At 65.1% G+C, this 19,730-nt stretch carries 20 protein-coding genes; 6 read left to right on the forward strand and 14 right to left on the reverse strand.

Annotation, left to right across the window (positions count from 1 at the left end; translation table 11 throughout):
- Positions 1-118: 118 nt before the first annotated feature.
- The 3 genes from nifK to nifH all read right to left on the reverse strand — a co-directional run bounded on the left by nifK (position 119) and on the right by nifH (position 4,225).
- Positions 119-1,678 (reverse strand): nitrogenase molybdenum-iron protein subunit beta, encoded by a 1,560-nt coding sequence (gene nifK / locus QX094_RS03170; RefSeq protein ID WP_315713159.1) that lies wholly within the window; start codon positions 1,676-1,678, stop codon positions 119-121.
- 83 nt (positions 1,679-1,761) lie between these two features.
- Positions 1,762-3,264, reverse strand: coding sequence for a nitrogenase molybdenum-iron protein alpha chain (nifD, locus tag QX094_RS03175; RefSeq protein WP_315713160.1), 1,503 nt, complete (start codon positions 3,262-3,264; stop codon positions 1,762-1,764).
- 73 nt (positions 3,265-3,337) lie between these two features.
- On the reverse strand, positions 3,338-4,225 hold the full coding sequence (gene nifH / locus QX094_RS03180; protein ID WP_315713086.1) for a nitrogenase iron protein: 888 nt from the start codon (positions 4,223-4,225) through the stop codon (positions 3,338-3,340).
- A 449-nt stretch (positions 4,226-4,674) separates the two neighbouring features.
- On the opposite strand from nifH, the gene QX094_RS03185 reads away from it, so the two are divergent.
- Together QX094_RS03185 and QX094_RS03190 are read left to right on the forward strand one after the other, a co-directional pair.
- On the forward strand, positions 4,675-5,067 hold the full coding sequence (locus QX094_RS03185; protein ID WP_316169749.1) for a response regulator: 393 nt from the start codon (positions 4,675-4,677) through the stop codon (positions 5,065-5,067).
- A 45-nt stretch (positions 5,068-5,112) separates the two neighbouring features.
- Positions 5,113-5,574, forward strand: a complete 462-nt coding sequence (locus QX094_RS03190) for a SufE family protein (protein WP_316169750.1) — start codon at positions 5,113-5,115, stop codon at positions 5,572-5,574.
- 270 nt (positions 5,575-5,844) lie between these two features.
- Here the strand turns inward: QX094_RS03190 and QX094_RS03195 are convergent, their stop codons facing one another.
- From QX094_RS03195 to QX094_RS03225, 7 genes are all read right to left on the reverse strand, one after another.
- Positions 5,845-7,086: a cysteine desulfurase gene (locus tag QX094_RS03195; RefSeq protein ID WP_316183908.1), complete on the reverse strand. Its 1,242-nt coding sequence runs from the start codon at positions 7,084-7,086 to the stop codon at positions 5,845-5,847.
- Between the two features lie 3 nt (positions 7,087-7,089).
- On the reverse strand, positions 7,090-8,415 hold the full coding sequence (gene sufD / locus QX094_RS03200) for a Fe-S cluster assembly protein SufD (protein WP_316183909.1): 1,326 nt from the start codon (positions 8,413-8,415) through the stop codon (positions 7,090-7,092).
- Between the two features lie 14 nt (positions 8,416-8,429).
- Complete coding sequence (gene sufC, locus QX094_RS03205; RefSeq protein WP_315752830.1) at positions 8,430-9,191, reverse strand: Fe-S cluster assembly ATPase SufC; 762 nt, start codon at positions 9,189-9,191, stop codon at positions 8,430-8,432.
- A 37-nt stretch (positions 9,192-9,228) separates the two neighbouring features.
- On the reverse strand, positions 9,229-10,749 hold the full coding sequence (gene sufB / locus QX094_RS03210) for a Fe-S cluster assembly protein SufB (RefSeq protein ID WP_315768880.1): 1,521 nt from the start codon (positions 10,747-10,749) through the stop codon (positions 9,229-9,231).
- A gap of 38 nt (positions 10,750-10,787) precedes the next feature.
- Entirely contained in the window at positions 10,788-10,982 is a 195-nt protein-coding gene (locus QX094_RS03215) for a 4Fe-4S dicluster domain-containing protein (protein WP_008961670.1), read from the reverse strand.
- Positions 10,983-11,441: 459 nt separating this feature from the next.
- Complete coding sequence (nifA, locus tag QX094_RS03220) at positions 11,442-13,181, reverse strand: nif-specific transcriptional activator NifA (RefSeq protein WP_316169753.1); 1,740 nt, start codon at positions 13,179-13,181, stop codon at positions 11,442-11,444.
- 422 nt (positions 13,182-13,603) lie between these two features.
- Positions 13,604-14,452, reverse strand: coding sequence for an SDR family oxidoreductase (locus tag QX094_RS03225; protein ID WP_316184299.1), 849 nt, complete (start codon positions 14,450-14,452; stop codon positions 13,604-13,606).
- Positions 14,453-14,849: 397 nt separating this feature from the next.
- Here QX094_RS03225 and QX094_RS03230 point away from each other — a divergent pair, with 397 nt between their 5' ends.
- From QX094_RS03230 to QX094_RS03240, 3 genes are all read left to right on the forward strand, one after another.
- Positions 14,850-15,704, forward strand: a complete 855-nt coding sequence (locus tag QX094_RS03230) for a xanthine dehydrogenase (protein WP_316183910.1) — start codon at positions 14,850-14,852, stop codon at positions 15,702-15,704.
- Positions 15,705-15,769: 65 nt separating this feature from the next.
- The gene (locus tag QX094_RS03235) at positions 15,770-16,027 is read left to right on the forward strand and encodes a bacterioferritin-associated ferredoxin (protein WP_316183911.1); all 258 of its coding nucleotides are present in this window, start codon (positions 15,770-15,772) and stop codon (positions 16,025-16,027) included.
- A 202-nt stretch (positions 16,028-16,229) separates the two neighbouring features.
- Positions 16,230-16,400 carry a hypothetical protein gene (locus tag QX094_RS03240; RefSeq protein ID WP_315713176.1) on the forward strand — a complete coding sequence of 57 codons (171 nt, stop codon included), beginning with the start codon at positions 16,230-16,232 and terminating at the stop codon, positions 16,398-16,400.
- Positions 16,401-16,628: 228 nt separating this feature from the next.
- On the opposite strand, the gene QX094_RS03245 is transcribed toward QX094_RS03240, so the two are convergent.
- The 4 genes from QX094_RS03245 to QX094_RS03260 form a co-directional block, all read right to left on the reverse strand.
- A complete protein-coding gene (locus QX094_RS03245) occupies positions 16,629-16,784 on the reverse strand; it encodes a hypothetical protein (RefSeq protein WP_008961662.1) in 156 nt (51 codons plus the stop codon).
- A gap of 26 nt (positions 16,785-16,810) precedes the next feature.
- Positions 16,811-16,999 (reverse strand): DUF2934 domain-containing protein, encoded by a 189-nt coding sequence (locus QX094_RS03250; RefSeq protein ID WP_315713177.1) that lies wholly within the window; start codon positions 16,997-16,999, stop codon positions 16,811-16,813.
- Between the two features lie 136 nt (positions 17,000-17,135).
- Positions 17,136-17,492, reverse strand: a complete 357-nt coding sequence (locus QX094_RS03255) for a hypothetical protein (protein ID WP_315713178.1) — start codon at positions 17,490-17,492, stop codon at positions 17,136-17,138.
- 103 nt (positions 17,493-17,595) lie between these two features.
- Positions 17,596-18,942 (reverse strand): ATP-binding protein, encoded by a 1,347-nt coding sequence (locus QX094_RS03260; RefSeq protein WP_315768888.1) that lies wholly within the window; start codon positions 18,940-18,942, stop codon positions 17,596-17,598.
- A 154-nt stretch (positions 18,943-19,096) separates the two neighbouring features.
- On the opposite strand from QX094_RS03260, the gene QX094_RS03265 reads away from it, so the two are divergent.
- Positions 19,097-19,717, forward strand: a complete 621-nt coding sequence (locus QX094_RS03265) for a response regulator transcription factor (RefSeq protein ID WP_315713180.1) — start codon at positions 19,097-19,099, stop codon at positions 19,715-19,717.
- The last annotated feature ends 13 nt before the right edge of the window (positions 19,718-19,730 follow it).

Below are 19,730 nucleotides of genomic sequence, written 5' to 3' on the forward strand. Positions count from 1 at the left end.
GGCGGACCTTCTGCGCGTCTTTTGGCCGAGGAGGCTCAGGCTTTCAGTGCCTTCCCCATGAGCCTCGTCGTCCAGATCGAGACGCGGCGGCCCTTGAGGGACCGCCGCGCGCCGTGTCCTAGCGGATGATGTCGAAGCTGTAGTCCGACTTGGCGGGCACGTTGGTGTTGCGGTCGATCTCGTCGAAGATCTTGTCGAGGATCGTGACAAGCACGTTCAGGCCGCCTTGATAGCCCCACACCGGATAGCGGTGCTTGTGGTGACGATCGAAGATCGGAAAGCCGATGCGGATCAGCGGCGTGCCGGTGTCGCGCTCCAGATACTTGCCGTAGGTGTTGCCGATCAGGAAATCGACCGGCTCGGTGAACAGCAGCGAGCGCATGTGCCAGAGATCCTTGCCGGGATACACTTGGCAGTTCTTGCCGAACGGCGAGGAGTCGAACACCGCCTGGACCTTCTCGGCCCAGTCCTTGTTGCCGTTGGTGGCGAGCACGTGGGTCGGCTCGGCGCCGAGCTCGAGCAGGAACGCTGCGAGGCCGAGGCAGAGATCCGGATCGCCGTAGATCGCGAACTTCTTGCCGTGGATGTGAGCGCTGGAGTCGGCGATCGCGTCGACCAGGCGGCCACGCTCGAGCGCGAGCTGCTCCGGAATCTCCTTGCCGGTGATGCGTGACAGCGCCATCACAAAGGCGTCGGTGCCGGTCACGCCGACCGGATGGTTGAAGGAGACGACCTCCTGGCCGTGGTTCTTGATGAACGGCAGGGTCTTCTCGGTGCAGAAGTGCTGCATCGAGATCGTCGCCTTGGCGTGAATCGCGTTGGCCGCGTCCTCCAGCGTGGTGCCGCCATCATACATACGGAACTCGCCGTCGGTCGGCGTGTCGAACACGTTCGAATTGTCGCCGAGGATCGTGTACTCGATCCCCATCGCCTCGAAGATGTGCTTCACTTCCTTGATGTTGCCGACGGTGTAGCCATCGAAACCGCCGATGAAGTTGATCTTCTCGTTGGGAACGCGCTCCAGCTTCGGCGCGGTGCCGGCCTTGCCGTCCCAGAAGTGCTCGAGAATGCCCTTCATTGCATTGTCGTAGCCGGTGACATGGCTGCCGACGAAGGCAGGCGTATGGGCGAAAGGCACATCGAACTCGGCGGGAACCGAGCCCTTCTCCTTGGAGGTCTTGATGAAGGCGTTGAGGTCGTCGCCGATGACTTCCGCCATGCAGGTGGTGGAGACCGCGATCATCGACGGCTTGTACATGTTGTAGGCGTTGGCGAGGCCGTCGATCATGTTGTTGAGGCCGCCGAAGACGGCTGCGTCCTCGGTCATCGACGACGACACGCAGGAGCTCGGTTCCTTGAAGTGGCGCGACAGATGGCTGCGATAATAGGCAACGCAGCCCTGCGAGCCGTGCACGAACGGCAGCGTCTTTTCGAAGCCGACGGCAACGAACACGGCGCCGAGCGGCTGGCAGGCCTTCGCCGGGTTGACGGTCAGCGCCTCGCGGGCGAAATTCTTCTCGCGATATTCGGGTGTCTTGGCCCATTCGCGGATGCGCTCGACCTCGGCGGGATCGCGCGGATTCTCGAACATCTTCTTCTTGTTCGCCAGCATCTGCTGGTATTCGGGACCACGGAAAAGCTCGAAGTGATCGAGCACATGTTCGGCACTCTGCGTCATGGGATAACCCTCTCTATGTTCCTGTGTCGATCAGGGAGCACTGGCTCTCCGTCGAAGGAGAGCCAGGCCGTGGGCGGTGGTGCTTACTCGGCTGCCTGAAGCAACGGCTTGGGCGCCTGCTTCCAGGGCGCCTTGGCCATCTTCCAGACCGGCGAGTTGATGGCCATGTCCATGTCGCGGGCGAAGATCGCGAACCCGTCATAGCCATGGTAGGGACCCGAGTAGTCCCAGGAATGCATCTGGCGGAACGGTACGCCCATCTTCTGGAACACGTACTTTTCCTTGATGCCCGAGCCGACCAGGTCCGGCTGGACCTTCTCGACGAACTTCTCGAACTCGTAGCCGGTGACGTCGTCGTAGATCAGCGTGCCGTCCTTGACGTAGTGCTGAGCGGTGCGCTGATAGTCGTCGTTGTGGCCGAACTCATAGCCTGTGCCGACGACCTCCATGCCGAGATCCTCGTAGGCGCCGATCACGTGGCGCGGACGCAGACCGCCGACGAACAGCATCACGGTCTTGCCTTCTAGGCGCGGCCGGTACTTGGCGATCACGGCGTCCATCAGGGGCTGGTACTTGGCGATGACTCGCTCGGCACCTTCCTTGATCTTGTCGTCGAAATAGCTGGCGATCTTACGCAGCGATTCGGCGATCTTGCTCGGTCCGAAGAAGTTGTATTCGCACCACGGAATACCGTACTTCTCTTCCATGTGGCGCGAGATGTAGTTCATCGAGCGGTAGCAATGCAGCACGTTGAGCTTCGCCTTCGGCGTCGCCTCGAGCTCTGCCAGCGAGCCGTCGCCCGACCACTGGGCGATCACGCGCAGGCCCATCTCCTCGAGCAGGATGCGGGACGACCAGGCGTCGCCACCGATGTTGTAGTCGCCGATGATCGCGACGTCGTAGGCCGACGGCTCGAAGCGCGGCGCGGCATCGGCCGGGAGCTTGTCGAACACCCAGTCCCGGATCGCGTCGTTGGCGATATGGTGACCCAAGGACTGGGAGACGCCGCGGAAGCCTTCGCAACGCACGGGGACGATGGTCTTGCCGTCATACTCCTTCGACTTGACCTTGGAGACGGCCTCGATGTCGTCGCCGATCAGGCCGATCGGGCATTCCGACTGCACGGTGATGCCGTTGTTCAGCGGGAACAGCTCCTGGATCTCGTCCATGATCTTGGCGAGCTTCTTGTCACCGCCGAAGACGATGTCCTTCTCCTGGAAGTCGGAGGTGAACTGCATCGTCACGAAGGTGTCGATGCCGGTCGTCCCGATGTAGTAGTTGCGGCGCGCCGCCCAGGAGTACTGGCCGCAGCCGACCGGGCCATGGCTGATGTGGATCATGTCCTTGATTGGGCCCCACACCACGCCCTTCGAGCCGGCGTAGGCGCAACCGCGGATGGTCATGACGCCGGGGATCGACTTGATGTTCGACTTGACGCCGCAATCCGACTTGCCGTTCTCATGCACGTTGAGATGCTTGGCGCGGCGCTTGGCGGTCTTTTCCGGATAGACCTTCAGGACCTCGGCGATCAGTTCCTTGTTGCGCGCCTTGATCTCGGCGACGCTTTGTTTCTCGGTGACGCTCATCTGGCTTTCCTCGATGATCGGTTGCGGAGGTGATCCGGCCCTTGGAGATGAAGGGCCGGAGCACCGGTGGCGGTTACGCCGTTGCGGCGAGTTCGGCGGCAGTCTTTCCGATCTGGGTTTCGTCGACGGCCTTCATGATGCCGTGCTCCATCAGCATGTCCTCGAGCTCGTCCATCGTGATCGGGGTCGGGATGATGCCCTTGCCGCCGTTGTTGTGGATCTTCTGCGCCAGCGAGCGGTAGTGCCCGGCCTGGACCGAATCCGGCGCATATTCCAGCACGGTCATGCGGCGCAGCTCGGCGTGCTGCACGATGTTGTCGCGCGGCACGAAGTAGATCAGCTGGGTGCCGAGCTTCTTGGCGAGAGCCTCCGCCAGCTCCAGCTCCTTGTCGGTCTGACGCTCGTTGCAGACCAGGCCGCCCAGGCGCACGCCGCCGGAATTCGCATATTTCAGGATGCCCTTGGAGATGTTGTTGGCGGCATACATCGCCATCATCTCGCCGGACATCACGATGTAGATCTCCTGCGCCTTGTTCTCGCGGATCGGCATCGCGAAGCCGCCGCACACGACGTCGCCGAGCACGTCGTAGGACACGTAGTCGATGTCCTCGTAGGCGCCGTTCTCTTCCAGGAAGTTGATCGAGGTGATGACGCCGCGGCCGGCGCAGCCGACGCCCGGCTCCGGACCGCCGGACTCGACGCAGCGGATGTCGCGATAGCCGACCTTCATGACCTCCTCGATCTCGAGGTCCTCGACGCTGCCGGCGGCAGCAGCCAGGCTCAGGATCGTGTCCTGCGCCTTGGCGTGCAGGATCAGGCGGGTCGAATCCGCCTTGGGGTCGCAGCCGACGATCAGGATCCGATGACCCATCTCGGCGAGCGCCGCGAGCGTGTTCTGCGACGTCGTCGATTTGCCGATGCCGCCCTTGCCGTAGAATGCGATTTGTCGAAGTGATGACATTCTGCTCTCCATCAACCGATTGCCAATGTCCCGCATGCGCCTTGCATCGCGAGACCGCGTCCTCTCTCCAGAACCGGCAGACGGGTTATTGGGAAGGAGAGCATCGCTCGTCCGAAGCGTCGGCGTGCACTCAGCCCTCAACCATTGCCTGAGCCCAGTTTTGCAACGGCTGTGCCAGAGCTTTGGAATCGTTAAAAAGGCCATGTTTTGAAAGAGATGCGGCCAAGCTCGGCGCTAGGATGGACTTGTTGCAAATCCGACATCGGGGGTTTTCACCCGACGCTCCCGCGCCGTGCTGTCCGAAACGACACATGCCGCCGCGGCTCCGAGCGGCGCTTCCGTAGAGAACACCGCGGAGCGCTCGCGGGGGGCCGGTCAGGAGCGGCGGTACGGAGTTTGCTTGATGCAGATCAAACCCGCTTTCGAACGGGCCAGCAGGAGTACTTTTGATGGCGAGCAAGGCGCGCGTCTTTGTCATTGAAGCCGATCAGGTGATCCGCTCGGCGCTCGGCTACATTCTCAGTGAGCGTCACGAGACCTTCACCTTCGCGGAGACCGCCGATGCTTTGACCAAGGCGGCACGGACCTCGCCCGACGCCGTCCTCATCGGGATGAGCATCTTGGAGGACGACGGCGCCGAGACGGTCGGCATGCTCGCCCGGAAGATGCATCAGGCCGGCATCATCGTGGTCGCGGGATCGACCCGGTCGCCGCTCGCGCTGGCCGGCCTGCGGCATGGCGCGGAAGCCATCATCGCCAAGCCAATCACCTTCGACGGCGTCACGCACGCGGTCGATTCCGTGCTGGCGCGGCGCGGCAGCGAGCCGGACATGACGGCATAGCTGGCCCCGCATCTACGGAGATCGGCCGATGACGAGGAGAGGATGATGTTGAGGATGACCCAGACTGCGACGCCGGGGATACCGGACATCGAGGACATCGTCGAGAATTTCGCGCTGCTCGACGACTGGGACGACCGCTACCGCTACGTGATCGAGCTCGGCCGCGGCCTGCCGCCGCTGCCTGACATCGACCGCAATGATGGCAACAAGGTGCAAGGCTGCACCAGCCAGGTCTGGCTCGCCACCACCGTGCGGCACGACGCCGCAACGCCGGTGCTGCATTTCGTCGGCGACAGCGACGCGCACATCGTGCGTGGCCTGGTCGCGATCCTCCTGGCGATGGTCTCCGGCCGCACCGCGCCGGACGTTCTCGCCGCCGATCCGATCGCCCTGTTCGAGAAGCTGGGCCTGCGCGAGCATCTCACGCCCCAGCGCTCCAACGGCTTCCGCTCGATGGTCAGCCGCATCAAGGCCGATGCGCAGGCGGCGATGGCTGCGGCGGCGTAGGTTTTGATTTGTTGCTTTGATGAAGCCGCTATAGCGCGGCACACTCAGTCTTCGCCTCTCCCCGCGTGCGGGGAGAGGCCGGATTGCATCGAAGATGCAATCCGGGTGAGGGGGACTCTCCGCGAGTCTGGTGCGTGTGGAGAGTCCCCCTCACCCCAACCCTCTCCCCGCAAGCGGGGCGAGGGAGCGCACCGCCAGCTTGGCGAATGCTCGATTCCAACTCGCCAGATGCGAGTCAGTAGGAACTCTGCCAGGACAGAGCGAGTGCTCTTAAGAGAAAAACTCCTGTGCCTTCTTCAGCGCACGGACCAGCACATCCACCTCTTCGCGCGTGTTGTACATCGCGAACGACGCGCGGCAGGTTGCGGTGACGCCAAAACGCTCCAGCAGCGGCATGGCGCAATGGGTGCCGGCGCGGACCGCGACGCCGGAGCGGTCGATGACGGTGGCGAAGTCGTGGGCGTGGGCGCCCTGCATCTCGAACGAGACGATCGCGCCCTTGTCGGCGGCGTTGCCGATGATGCGCAGCGAGTTGATTTCGCGCAGCTGCTCGGTGGCGTAGGTGACGAGATCATGCTCATGCGCCGCGATGCGCTGCTTGCCGATCGAGGCAACGTAGTCGATCGCGGCGCCGAGCCCGGCGGCCTCCACGATCGGCGGCGTGCCCGCCTCGAAGCGGTGCGGCGGATCGCCATAGGTGACCCGGTCCCGCGACACCTCGCGGATCATCTCGCCGCCGCCGTTGAACGGCGGCATCGCCGCCAGCAGCTCACGCTTGCCGTAGAGCGCGCCGATGCCGGTCGGGCCATAGATCTTGTGCCCGGTGATGCAGTAGAAGTCCGCGTCGAGATCCCTGACGTCGACCTCCATGTGCACGGCGGCCTGGGAGCCGTCGATCAGCACCGGAATGCCGCGGTCATGCGCGATGCGGATGACCTCCTTGACCGGGACCACCGTGCCGAGCACGTTCGACATCTGCGTCATCGCCACCATCCTGGTGCGCGGCGTCAGCAGCTTCTCGAATTCGTCGAGCAGGAAGTTGCCGTCGCCGTCGACGGGAGCCCATTTGATCACGGCGCCCTGCCGCTCCCGGAGGAAATGCCAGGGGATGATGTTGGCGTGGTGCTCCATGATCGACAGCACGATCTCGTCGCCCGGCCCGATCCGCTCGCGCCCGAAGGTCTGCGCCACCAGATTGACCGCCTCGGTGGCGCCGCGCGTGAAGATGATCTGCTCCGGACTTTCGGCATTGAGGAACGCCGCGACCTTGGCGCGGGCGCCCTCGTAGGCCTCGGTGGCGGCGTTCGCGAGATAATGCAGGCCGCGATGCACGTTGGCGTATTCGGACGTGTAGACCTGGTTCATCCGGTCAAGCACCGCCTGCGGCTTCTGCGCTGACGCGGCGTTGTCGAGATAGACCAGCGGCTTGCCGTGGACCTGCATGCCGAGGATCGGGAAATCCGCGCGGATGCGGCCAACGTCGTAGCCGCTTCCCTGCACCGCTGCATGCATCACCTACTCCCGTTGTCCGAGCCAGCCCAGCATCGCCTCCGTCAGCGCCGCCCGCACGCTCTCATTGGCAGCGCCCTCGATGATCTCGCCGACGAAGGCCTGGATCAGCAGCGCCTTGGCTTCCTTCGGCGGAATGCCGCGCGCCATCAGATAGAACAGCAGCTCGTCATCGATCGCGCCGGTCGTGGTGCCGTGGCCGCATTGCACATCGTCGGCGAAGATTTCGAGCTCCGGCTTGCTGTCGGCTTCGGCCTCGTCGGACAACAGCAGCGCCCGTGACATCATCTTGGCGTCGGTCTTCTGCGCGCCGGGGCTGACCGTGATCTTGCCCTGGAACACCGCGCGCGCGGTGTCGCCGACGACAGCCTTGAAGGTCTCGCGGCTCTGGCAGTTCTCGGCGGCATGCTCGATCGCCAAGGTCGTGTCGGCATGCTGGGCGCCGGACAGCAGCGATCCGCCGCGGATGTCGGCTACGGTGCCCTCGCCCGCGATGTGCACGAACAGCTGGCTGCGCACCAGGCTGCCACCGGCGACGAAGCCGAGCTGATTGAAGGTCGCGCGCGCGCCGATATTGGCGAGCAGCGAGGAGATGTGCAGCGCGCTGTTGCCCTCCCGGGTCACCTTGACATGGTCGATCCGCGCCTCGTCGCCGACGACGAGCTGCATCGCGGTGTTGACCTGATATTCGCTGCCGTCGGGCCCCTGATGCGACTCGACGATGGTGGCGCTGGCCCCAGTTCCGATATTGACCAGCGACCGCGTGTACATCGAGGTTGCGACCCAGTTCGTCGTGACGAACGCGACGTGGATTGGCCGGCTCAGCGCCGTGCCCGGCGCCACCAGGATCACGACGCCATTGGCAGCCAGCGCGGTGTTGAGCGCCAGCGCCGGATCGTCGTCCGGCACGACCGGACCGAGCCGCTGCGACAGCAGCGGCTTGTCGGCCGCGAGCGCGTCGGCCATCGGCTGGATGGTGAGGCCGGGCCCGAGATCGGCGAGGTCGGACAGCTCGGGCACGAAGGCACCGTCAACGATCATCAGCTTGCGGAAGCCAGTGCCCGCGAACAGGTCGCTCGCCTCGCGCGCCTTGGTCTTGGCGGCGTCATCGGGCAGCGAGGCCAGCCGCTTGGCCTCCTTCATCTGCGTGCGCAGATCGGTGTAGCGCCACGCCTCGACGCGCCGATGCGGCAGGCCGACCGCGTTGAAGCGGTCAAAAGCGGCGGCGCGCACCGCCGTGATCTCCTCGCCGCCCGGCAGATAACGGCGGGCGCCCTGGTACAGATCGGCCAGCCCGAGCTCGGCCTTGGTCTTGCGGATCGCGACGCCCATGCTCGTGCTCCGCCCTACGCCGCTTCGCTCTGATACTGGGCGTAACCGGTCGCCTCGAGCTCGCGCGCGAGGTCCGCGGTCCCGGTGCGGACGATGCGGCCCGCCGCGAAGACGTGAACGATGTCGGGCACGATGTAGTCGAGCAGCCGCTGATAGTGGGTGATGACGATCATGCCCCGCTCGGCCGAGCGCAGCGCATTGACGCCGCTGGCGACGACCTTCAGCGCGTCGATGTCGAGACCGGAATCGGTCTCGTCGAGCACGCAGAGCGAGGGCTGCAGCAGCGCCATCTGCAGGGTCTCGTTGCGCTTCTTCTCGCCGCCGGAGAAGCCGACATTGAGCGGCCGCTTCAGCATGTCGGCGTCGATGTTGAGCGTCTTGGCGATCTCGCGCACGCGCTTGATAAGATCCGGCGACGACAGCTCCTCTTCGCCGCGCGCCTTGCGCTGGGCGTTGAAGGCGGCCCGCAGGAACGTCAAGGTCGCGACACCCGGGATCTCCAGCGGATATTGGAACGCCAGGAACACGCCCTTGGCGGCGCGCTCATCGGCCTCCATTGCCAAGAGGTCCTCGCCGTTGAGATAGACCTCACCGGCGGTGACCTCGTAGCCGGGCTTGCCGGCGAGCACGTAGGACAGCGTCGACTTGCCGGCACCGTTCGGCCCCATGATGGCGTGGATCTCGCCCTTGTTCACGGTCAGGTCCAGGCCCTGGATGATCTTCCGTCCGCCGGCGATCTCGGCATGGAGCCCCTTGATTTCGAGCAAGGCCGTCATCGAACACTCCTTGTGATGTTGTCGCCGCGCGACGCCGTCATCCAACCGAACCTTCCAGCGAGATCGAGATCAGCTTCTGCGCCTCGACCGCGAACTCCATCGGCAGCTGCTGCAGCACGTCCTTGACGAAGCCGTTGACGACGAGCCCAACCGCCTCTTCCTGCGACAGACCGCGCTGGATGCAGTAGAACAGCACGTCCTCAGAGATCTTGGACGTCGTCGCCTCGTGCTCGAACACCGCCGACGAGTTCTTGGCCTCGATGTAGGGTACGGTGTGCGCGCCGCATTTGTCGCCGATCAGCAGCGAATCGCAGGCGGTGAAGTTGCGGGCGCCAGAGGCCTTGCGATGGGCGCTGACGAGGCCGCGATAGGTGTTCTGCGACTTTCCGGCGGCGATGCCCTTGGAGATGATCCGGCTCGACGTGTTCTTGCCGAGATGGATCATTTTGGTGCCGCTGTCGACCTGCTGGAAGCCGTTGGAGATCGCGATCGAGTAGAACTCGCCGCTGGAATTGTCGCCGCGCAGGATGCAGCTCGGATATTTCCACGTGATCGCCGATCCCGTCTCGACCTGGGTCCAGGAGATCTTGGAATTGGTGCCGCGGCAGTCGCCGCGCTTGGTGACGAAATTATAGATGCCGCCGACGCCCTCCGAATTGCCAGGGTACCAGTTCTGCACCGTCGAGTACTTGATCTCGGCATCATCCAGCGCGACCAGCTCGACCACGGCGGCGTGCAGCTGGTTCTCGTCGCGCTGGGGTGCCGTGCAGCCCTCGAGATAGGAGACGTAGGCACCCTTGTCGGCGATGATCAGCGTGCGCTCGAACTGGCCGGTGTTGCGCTCGTTGATGCGGAAATACGTGGACAGCTCCATCGGGCAGCGCACGCCCGGCGGGATGTAGACGAACGAACCGTCGGAGAACACCGCCGAGTTGAGCGTCGCGAAATAATTGTCGGTCGTCGGCACGACCGTTCCGAGATATTTCTGCACCAGGTCCGGATGCTCGCGCAGCGCCTCGGAGATTGGCATGAAGATCACGCCGGCCTTCTTCAGCTCCTCCTTGAAGGTCGTCGCCACCGAGACCGAATCGAACACGGCATCGACCGCGATCTTGCTGCGCGGCGTGGCCGCCTCGCCATCGGCGTCGGCTTCCGCGCCTCCAGCCGGGCGCTCGACGCCTTCGAGGATCTCGACCTCGCGCAGGGGAATGCCGAGCTTCTCGTAGGTCTTGAGGATCTCCGGGTCGATCTCGTCGAGCGAGGCCACCTTCTTCTTCGGCTTCGGCGCCGCGTAGTAATAGAGATCCTGATAGTCGATCTTCGGGTATCCGACACGCGCCCAGCTCGGCTCCGTCATGGTCAGCCAGCGGCGATACGCCTCCAGCCGCCATTCCAGCATCCAGGCCGGCTCGTTCTTCTTGGCCGAGATGAAGCGGATGGTGTCTTCCGACAGCCCCTTCGGAGCCTTCTCGGATTCGATGACGGTCTCGAACCCGTAGCGATATTGATCGACGTCGATGCCCTTGACCCGATCAATGGTCTCCTGAACCGCTGCCATCTCTCACTCCGCTTGCAATGTTTCCGCCGCGGCCCGCGTCAAGCGGGGACGCAGGTGTCCGGCACCGGACAGACGGCGGCGCATTGCGGCGCATCGAAGTGGCCCTCGCACTCCGTGCACTTCTTCGGATCGATGATGTACATGTCGTTCTTGAGCCGAATGGCCGCATTCGGGCACTCGAACTCGCAGGCCCCGCAGACCGTGCATTGTGAGGCGATGATCTTGTAGGCCATGTGCAGCTCCCCGCGATCCGTGCGACATCGAGCGATGTCATTCGCGCGATATCTTTCAAGCGCCGTGCCAGAGAGCATTTGGTTGATTTCTAAGGAGGATTCTAAACGTCGCAGGTCGCGGCGAGCTGTCGCTCTCCCGACAGCATGTCGCAAGTGCGACAGGGCGGGAGCAGCGTGTCGTCGGAGTCGAGGTCTCACTGCGCAATTGTCCGATGTCACCTCGCGCGCGAACGCCGGTCGTGACCCAGGTCGCTCCTCCGTCATTCCGGGGCGTGCGCAGCACGAGCCCGGAATCCACCGTGCGGCAGATCGCGCGGCGAAATGGATTCCGGCTCGTCGCGCTTCGCGCGTGCGTCGCCCCGGAATGACGGAGGAGATTGGGGCAACGCCGGAGCGTCAAAGTCCAAACGAAGAAGGGCGCGCTACTGCGCGCCCTTCGATCCCATCAAGCCGCGCCGCTCAGAACCGCTTGACCTCGATGTTGTGCTTCTTCAGCGCGTAGCCGATCTGACGCGGCGTGAGGCCGAGCAGGCGGGCGGCCTTGGCCTGGACCCAGCCGGACCGCTCCATCGCCTGCACGATTCGGTCGCGCTCCGGCACGGCGCCGCCCTCCGAACTATCGGAATACTCGCCGTCATCGGCATCGATCGCCGGCAACTCGACGGGAGCCTCGACCGGCGCCGAGGTCCGCGGCAGGATCGGCAGCGGCACGATCGGCTGGCCGCGCGGCGGCGGCGGGGTCACCGTGTTGCCCTTCCACAGGATCGCCGACATGCACTCGTTGCGGCTGCAGGCGAAGTCGTCCATACCGATCGCCGAGCCCGTCGCCATGGTCGCGGTCCGTTGCACGCAGTTCTCCAGCTCGCGCACGTTGCCGGGGAAGCCGCAATGCATCAGCACCTCGATCGCGCTGACGTCGAACGTCAGATCGCGCTCGTTCTCGCAATTGAAGCGGCGCAGGAACTCGCGCGCCAGCTGCGGAATGTCGCTGCGACGCTCGCGCAGCGGCGGCAGTTTGATGGGCACCACGCTGATCCGGTAGTAGAGGTCGGCGCGGAACTCGTTGCGCGACACCGCCTCCTCGAGGTTGCGGTTGGTGGCGGTGACGATGCGGACATCGACCTTGATGGTCTGGTTGCCGCCGACGCGCTCGAACTCCTGCTCCTGCAACACCCGCAAGAGCTTGGCCTGGAACGCCGGCGAGATCTCGCCGATCTCGTCGAGGAACAAGGTGCCCTTGTCGGCCAGCTCGAAGCGGCCTTTGCGCGCGTTGATCGCACCGGTGAAGGCGCCCTTCTCGTGGCCGAACAGCTCCGACTCCAGCACCGTCTCCGGCAATGCGGCGCAGTTGATCTTGATGAACGGCCGCTTCGCGCGATTGGACAGTTCATGGATCGCCTTCGCCACCAGCTCCTTGCCGGTGCCGGATTCGCCCCGCAACAGCACCGGCGCATTCGACTTGGCGACGACGTTGATCTTTTCCAACAACGCGCGCAGCGCCGGGCTGTCGCCGACGATGCCGTCGACCAGCACCTTCTTGCGATCCTTCGGCGCCGGCTTCAGCTCCGACAGCTCCTTCTGCAGCCGGTGGCTTTCCGCCATCAGCCGCTCGCGGTCCCGCGCGACGACCCGATGAAGCTTGATGGTCTGGCCGATCAGGTTGGCGACCATGGTCAGGAAGCGGACGTCGGAATCGAGCCGGAACACGGCGCGGCCGTCCCAGACACGGTCGATCGTCAGCGTGCCGACGACGCGCTGGTCGATGCGGATGGGAACGCCGAGGAAGGAGACGCGGGTGTCGGCGCAGGCGCCGAGCGTGACCGCGTCGGCGGCGCTGAAGGCGGGATGATCGGCGACGTTCTCCGCGATCAGCGGCACGGCGGTGGCGACGATCTGGTCGATCGCCTTCTGCGGCAGACGTTCGCGATAGCGCTGATCGCTGCCTTCGCTCCACCCGGCCCCGACTGCGAGATCGGGAATGCCGTCATCGGCGAGCAGCGACACCACGCCGTGGCGCATCTGCATGAAGGACTGCAGCAGGTTGACGACGTTGGCGAGGGTGATCTCCAGCCGCGTCGGCGCGGCGAGGATTTTCGAGATTTCGAAAATTCCGGTCAGCGCGATCTCGCTGAGCGGGATCGGCGCGGCGTTGGACCTGACGTCCTGAGCTTCGACCTGACGTGCTTCCGTTTGGACCATGGTCGCTTCTCTGATCGTCACGAACGCCTTGGTGAAGCCGCCCGTGATTGTAGGTGTTCTAACATCCTCCCTTAACTGCAGATGATTGTCGTGCCTAACTTTGCTGCATTGCCGCAGAAGTAGTGTGCAACGGACAGGCTAGAAAAGCTGCAGGCTTTCATGATGTTAACAAATTAGTTTACACCCGTCGCGATGCGTGCATTGCACGTCCGCACGGGCGGCAAAACGGTGCGCCTGACGATTTCGCGTTGTCTACTCGACACCTGATAGCTGCGCATCCGCCGGCCTGTTTGCGACCGGATCGCAACGGACGACACCTGAACACCAACTTTCCACTTGCGGCCCGCCGCTCGTCTCCTTGCGGCCAGCCACGGCATGACGCGTTCACATCCGCGTGTCGGCCGCGCGCGGCGGTGATCAACCTAGAGGTGCTGCCCCCCATTGATCTGAATCTCCTCGCCGGTCACGTAGCTCGCCGCATCCGAGCACAGGAAGAACAGCACCTTGGCGACCTCTTCCGGCGCGCCGATCCGGCGCATCGGAATCAGCGGCGAGAACCGCGCCTCGGTCTCCGGCGACACCATCTCGGTCTTGATCTCGCCTGGGGCGATGGCGTTGACGCGGATGCCATGCGGCGCGAAATCGTGCGCCATCTCGCGGGTCAGGCAGGCGAGCGCCGCCTTCGAGGTCGCATAGGCAGTGCCCGCAAACGGATGGACGCGGGTGCCGACGATCGACGTCACGTTGACGACCGCGCCCTGCCCGCGCTTCAGCTCCTCGAACAGCCCGCGCGCGAGCAGGATCGGTCCGAGAAAGTTGACGTGAAAGACGGTCATCCAGGTCTCGACCGAGGTCGCGAGCGAATCCAGCCGGCCACCGTCCTCGGCCTTCGGCGAGATCGCCGCATTGTTGATCAAGGCATGCAGCGGCGCGCCGTCGAGCCGCTGCTTGATGTCGACAATCGCACGCGGGATCGCCTTGCGATCGCTGAGATCGACCTGGACGTGGTTGTCGGGACCGGCGTCCCACGGACAGCGGCCGCCGTCGAACGGCTGGCGCGAGCAGGTGATGATGCGCCAGCCGGCGTCGGAGAAAAGCTTTGCGGTCGCATGACCGATGCCGCGCGAGCCGCCGGTCAGCACGAGCGTTTTCTGCTCGGCGCGCGCGGGCCGCTCGGCGGCCGCCACGTCTCGATGGAACGGGCACGCCGCGATGGTCTGAGCCGCCTCCATGACGGGTTCGCGGACGTCCTGGTCGAGATCGAGGCTCACCTCATCCGTCCTGATCCTGCGCCGCAACGCCACCAGGACGCCGGCTGCCAAGCTTCGGCTGCTGCCTTTACCTCAGACGTGATCTGGGCGCAGGCTCCGTAACGATCGGAAATACCAGGGGTATCGCCATGCGCCGGTTGTGCAGATTCCGGGCCAGCGAAAACGGCGGGCAAAGCAGCTTTTCCTGTCGGGTTCGCGACAGATTGGCGGGTTCTGGACACATCCAGCGTCGGCTTTTGTGCCGCGTCCTTTGCAGGACCTTCACAGAGCGATCGTTTTCAGAACGATGCCTGATGGTCCAACTCTTGCTCGACGGATCTGATCATTCGAACTGGAAGACCGCTTGTCAGTCGCACGACCGACAGCCACGAGACGCCAACACCGTATGGACCAGGACATGGGGACGAATGCAGTGCGCTTCGCCGTGGTCCTCGGGACCAACGATGTCGCGTCGGCGATCGGCGTGCATCTGCATCGTGCGGGCTTCTGCGTGGTGCTGTCGCATGATCCCAATCCGCCGGTCATGCGCCGTAAGATGGCGTTTCACGACGCCCTGTTCGGCGACACGGTCCGCATCGAGAACGTGACGGGCGAGCGCATCGAGAGCACGATGGAGGTGTTCAAGGCGCTCGGCAATCCCCGGCACGTCCTTGTCACTCCACTCGGGTTGCTCGATCTCCTGCCGGTCCGTACCATCGACGTCCTGATCGACGCGCGGATGCAGCGGCGCGCGGTGACCCCGAATTTGCGCGGCATGACGCGGCTCTCGATCGGCATCGGTCCGGGCTTCTCGCCATCAGCCAATTGCGATATCGCAATCGAGACTCGGCCGGGCCGGCTCGGCCAGATCGTGCGCGAGGGCTGGACGCTGGCAACGGATGACGTCGGCGCGCTCGTCGGTGTCGAGCGCCTGGTGCATTCGCCGCATGAGGGCCGATGGCATACCCCGATCGAGATCGGCACGCGCATCTACAAGGGCTTCGTGATCGGCCATCTCTCCGGCGCACCGGTCACGGCCCCCTATGACGGCATCCTGCGCGGCATCGTCCGCGACGGCAGCGACGTGCCGGCCGGCGTCGCGCTCGCCGAGATCGATTCCCGCGGCCGTCATGCGCAGTGGACCGGGATCGATGCGCAGGGACAGGCGCTCGCCCAGGCGACGTTGGCCGCAATACGGCTGCGCGCCGCGAACCGCATCGGGACGACCGCAAGCGTGCCCGCGCATCAGGTCGCTTCGAACGATTCTGACTAGCCCGCGCCGTGCGCGCCGACCTTGGCATCCCGGTTGCTTATCGTTTGCAGGAGCGAGCAACAGCCATGATCATCTGTTCCTGCAACGTCATCAGCGACACGGCCATTCGCGACATCGTCACGGCGGCCGACATCGTCTTCGGCTCGCCGGCGCAAGTGTATGATTGTCTCGGCTGCACGGTCCAATGCGGCCTCTGCTCGCGCTCGGTGAAGCGGATTCTCGACGAGCGGCAGGGTGATACGGCCGCTGCGGCGGTGTGGGGTGCAGGCCGAGCCCGCGCCGTGCGCGATGATGTCCGCCGCGTAGCACCGGCATGCGTATGACGTGCCGACGCACGGACTTGTCGGATATCGGACAAATGCGACAGCAGACGATGTGCACTGGTCCTCAGATGAACGGCTTGCCGCCGGTGACGGCGACCGTCGTCCGCCGGGGCGGCGTTCCTGCCGCCGCGGCGCGCGGATCGCGCGGAACGTGAGCACACCGCGCGCATTGCCCTGATGCGAACAGCGAGAGGATCAGGCGATGGCAAAAGACCTCCCCATCAACGGACGCGAGCCCGACCGCTCGGAGGACGACATCCAGCGCGATCAGCTCGGCCCGCGCGGCGTGCCGGGCGCGAAGGATCCGGCGAAGATGACACCGCAGCGCGACAAGAAGACGCCGGATGATGTCGATCCGGGTCACACCGCGTGACGGCACGGGTCCCCGTCAACGGAGAGACGCCTTCATCTCCTCCTTGTTCATCTCATCCTTGCTGAGGCAATACGGGCCATGGTCCCGGCTGCGGCCGCCCCTCCCTCCTTCCCTTGAAGGGGGGGAGAGGGAGCGCTGCGGCCCGCAACGACGGCCGGGTTGAACGAGGCCTTCCTCAACCCTGCCGGAGTTCATCGATCGCGCGAGAGCGGCCCACCTCCGCCCACCTCAATGCGTTTTGCTCTCGCCCCACTTCTCGAGGTCCTTCGCCGCTTCCGAGCGCTGCTCCTTCTCGGGCTTCTCGGCCCAGGGCTTGTCGGTCTGCTTCATCGAGCCCCAGTCGCTTTCCTGGCGCGGATCGTCCTTCGGCGTTTCCTTGCTCATCAGTTCGTCCTTTTTTCTGCTCGCACTCACCCCGGCAGGATTGTCGGCGGCGGCGCCGTCGCCTCGTCGTGAAGCTCGCTCATCTCGCCGATCTCACGCTCGGCCTGATACCAGAACTCATCCTCGCGGCCGTCGGGCCGGCCGGCCTGCTCCCAGAGCTGGTGAGCGCGCCTGCGAATCCTCTCCTGAAGTTCAGTGTCGCTGGTCCGGTCCATGGTTCTCCCTCGCATGAGGCTGCCTCGGTGGCATGACCTTGCGTGGCAATCATCCGAACGAGACGAAGTTCCAAGGCACGGCGCGCACGGGCGATCCGCCGCAGCGGCGCGCGAGAGAAAGCGGCGCACCGCCTCTTCAGCTCAGATTGCCCGGCATGAAGCAGCGGATGGAAGTGCCGAGCGATCCCTTGATCGGCCACACCATGGTGCGCCCGGCACGGTTGGGCTCCGTGATGACGGCATCGTCCGGCACGACGATCCATTGACCGTCGAGCCGCACCCGGTAATGCGTGCCTTCGAGGTCCCAATCTGGATCGGACACCGCGAAGCCGTCGGCGTCCGAACAGCACGGGCCGCGACCGCTTCTGAGGCTGTCGAACCAGCCCTTGAGCGGCGAGTTGGCGTAGCGGCCGTCGTCACGCGCGACGGCATTGTGGAACGACAGCGCGGCCAGCAAGGCTGCGCCGCTCAGCACAGGCAAGGTTCTGGACATCTGATCACCGCGAGCTGCCGGCGCGTGCTCCGGATTGCGGCTCACGCCCATCGCAAGTAGCTCGTTGAATGCGCCGTCCGATCGTTGGTTCCTAGCCCACGGCTCACGCTGCGTCCGCCGGCACCATGGCCTCGATCGTGACGCCCGTGCCGGTAGAAGCCACCGTCAGCGTGCCGCCGAGCGCCAGCAGCCGCTCGCGCATGCCGGTGAGGCCGAATCCGAGCTTGTGCTCCGGGCTGAACCCGCGGCCGTCGTCGCGGACGCGCACCCGCGTGTAGCTGCGGCGATGACCGGCCGTGGTCTGCTGCAGCGGCTCGATGGTGACGTCGACCGTGGTGGCCTCGGCGTGGCGGAACACGTTGGTCAGCGCTTCCTGCACCACCCGGTAGATCGTCAGCTCCGCCGTCTCATTGCTGCGCGCGACCGTTTCGGTGAACTTGGTCTCGATCGCGACCTCGGGCCGCGACTCCCGCCACAGCCGCACCAATGCGCCGAGCGCTTCGCGCAGGCCCAGCTCGGCGAGACCGACGGGCCGCAGCCGCTCGAGGATGCGGCGGTTGAACTGCTGCACGGCGTTGACCTGGTCGAGGATCGCCTGGCCGTGCCGGCGCATCGCCGCGACGTCGAGCGTCGCAGCGTCCGGCAAGCGCATCAGCGCGCTGGCATGGGCGCGCAGCGCGAACAGATGCGGCCCGAACTCGTCGTGCAGCTCGCGCGCGATCTCCTTGCGCTCGTGGTCCTGCAGCGACACCGTGCGCTCGGCCAGGCGGCGCTTCTCCTCCACCGCCTCACCGAGCGCGCCGGCGAGATGGTTGAGCTTGGCGCAGAGCGCCGCGAGCTCGGGCGCGCCGCCCGGCTTGACGCGGGTATCGTAGGCGCCGGCCTCGATCTGGCTCATCGCGTCCGACAGATCCGAAAGCGGCGCCAGCGCGCGACCCACCACGAGCATGGTGATCGCAAACAACGCCAGCCCGACCAGCGAGCCGACGACGAGCTGGGTGACGATGCCGTCCCAGATCTCCGCGATCTCGTCGTCGGGGTGCGACGTGATCACCAGCGTTTCGCTCCGCCCCGCGACGATGACCGGCATGCTGACCGAGGTCTTGTCGGGATGCACCAGTGCGATGAACCATGCCGGCGCCGCGCGGCCGACGCCCGGAGAGGGCGGGGTCTGCGCCGGCATGCCCTGCCGTCTCACGCTGACGTGACGAAGCTGTCGGAGATCGCCGACGATCCGATCGAGGCGCGCGCTCGGATCCGGCGCGTCGTTGACCTCGTCCATGATGGTCTCGACGAAGGCCCGCGTCAGGCGGATGACGCTCTGGTCCTCCGCCAGCACGCGCGGCGCCGCCTCCAGCACGAGACGGCCGATGTTGATGGCGAGGCCCAGCGTCAGCAGCAGCGCCAGCAGCACGTTGATGCGGGTCCGCAACGACCAATTCTGCCACATTCTCTCCGCCCCACGGCCACCGTGTTTCATACGCACTCACATTGACAGACAAATCCGCCGGCGATCTAATTGCAACATCATGCAATATCGCGCAGCATGCATCCATGATGCATCGCAACAATGACGCGAGTTGGAAGTCCGGGACCCCAAGGCCATGCGCGTACTGATCGTCGATGACCATCCCATTGTGGCATCAGGCTGCCGGGCCCTGCTCTCGACCGATCCGGACCTCGAGCTGCTCGAAGCCGCCGATGCCGAGAGCGGCGAAGCCAGTTTCATCGCGCGCCGGCCGGACGTCTGCGTCGTCGACATCAACCTGCCGACCGTCTCCGGCTTCGAGCTCGCGCGGCGCATCCTCGCCCACGATGCCAATGCCCGGCTGATCATGTTCAGCATGAACGACGATCCGGTGTTCGCCGCGCGCGCCATCGACATCGGCGCCAAGGGCTACGTCTCGAAGAGCGGCGATCCGAACGATCTCGCCGAGGCGATCCGCGAGGTCGCCCGCGGCGGCAGCTATCTGCCGCCTGCGATCGCGCGCAGCATCGCCTTCGCGGGCGCCGCGGTCGCGCAGAGCCCGCTGGCGAAACTGACCTCGCGGGAGCTCGAGATCCTTCGCCTGCTCAGCGCCGGCAAGAGCCTGTCGGAGATTGCCTGGCTGATCCACTCATCCTACAAGACCGTCGCCAACACCTCCTCGATCATCCGCCAGAAGCTCGGCGTGCGAACATCCGGCGAGTTGGTGCGTTTGGCGATCGAGAACGGCGTCGCTTGACTCGTCCCGATTG

This window comes from Bradyrhizobium sp. SZCCHNS1050, assembly GCF_032484785.1.
Taxonomy (GTDB): domain Bacteria; phylum Pseudomonadota; class Alphaproteobacteria; order Rhizobiales; family Xanthobacteraceae; genus Bradyrhizobium.

Coding starts and splice junctions, on each gene's coding strand:
- nifK (WP_315713159.1), bottom strand. CDS start 1,678: ATGACGCAGAGTGCCGAACATGTGCTCGATCACTTCGAGCTTTTCCGT.
- nifD (WP_315713160.1), bottom strand. CDS start 3,264: ATGAGCGTCACCGAGAAACAAAGCGTCGCCGAGATCAAGGCGCGCAAC.
- nifH (WP_315713086.1), bottom strand. CDS start 4,225: ATGTCATCACTTCGACAAATCGCATTCTACGGCAAGGGCGGCATCGGC.
- QX094_RS03185 (WP_316169749.1), top strand. CDS start 4,675: ATGGCGAGCAAGGCGCGCGTCTTTGTCATTGAAGCCGATCAGGTGATC.
- QX094_RS03190 (WP_316169750.1), top strand. CDS start 5,113: ATGTTGAGGATGACCCAGACTGCGACGCCGGGGATACCGGACATCGAG.
- QX094_RS03195 (WP_316183908.1), bottom strand. CDS start 7,086: ATGCATGCAGCGGTGCAGGGAAGCGGCTACGACGTTGGCCGCATCCGC.
- sufD (WP_316183909.1), bottom strand. CDS start 8,415: ATGGGCGTCGCGATCCGCAAGACCAAGGCCGAGCTCGGGCTGGCCGAT.
- sufC (WP_315752830.1), bottom strand. CDS start 9,191: ATGACGGCCTTGCTCGAAATCAAGGGGCTCCATGCCGAGATCGCCGGC.
- sufB (WP_315768880.1), bottom strand. CDS start 10,749: ATGGCAGCGGTTCAGGAGACCATTGATCGGGTCAAGGGCATCGACGTC.
- QX094_RS03215 (WP_008961670.1), bottom strand. CDS start 10,982: ATGGCCTACAAGATCATCGCCTCACAATGCACGGTCTGCGGGGCCTGC.
- nifA (WP_316169753.1), bottom strand. CDS start 13,181: ATGGTCCAAACGGAAGCACGTCAGGTCGAAGCTCAGGACGTCAGGTCC.
- QX094_RS03230 (WP_316183910.1), top strand. CDS start 14,850: ATGGGGACGAATGCAGTGCGCTTCGCCGTGGTCCTCGGGACCAACGAT.
- QX094_RS03235 (WP_316183911.1), top strand. CDS start 15,770: ATGATCATCTGTTCCTGCAACGTCATCAGCGACACGGCCATTCGCGAC.
- QX094_RS03240 (WP_315713176.1), top strand. CDS start 16,230: ATGGCAAAAGACCTCCCCATCAACGGACGCGAGCCCGACCGCTCGGAG.
- QX094_RS03245 (WP_008961662.1), bottom strand. CDS start 16,784: ATGAGCAAGGAAACGCCGAAGGACGATCCGCGCCAGGAAAGCGACTGG.
- QX094_RS03250 (WP_315713177.1), bottom strand. CDS start 16,999: ATGGACCGGACCAGCGACACTGAACTTCAGGAGAGGATTCGCAGGCGC.
- QX094_RS03255 (WP_315713178.1), bottom strand. CDS start 17,492: ATGTCCAGAACCTTGCCTGTGCTGAGCGGCGCAGCCTTGCTGGCCGCG.
- QX094_RS03260 (WP_315768888.1), bottom strand. CDS start 18,942: ATGTGGCAGAATTGGTCGTTGCGGACCCGCATCAACGTGCTGCTGGCG.
- QX094_RS03265 (WP_315713180.1), top strand. CDS start 19,097: ATGCGCGTACTGATCGTCGATGACCATCCCATTGTGGCATCAGGCTGC.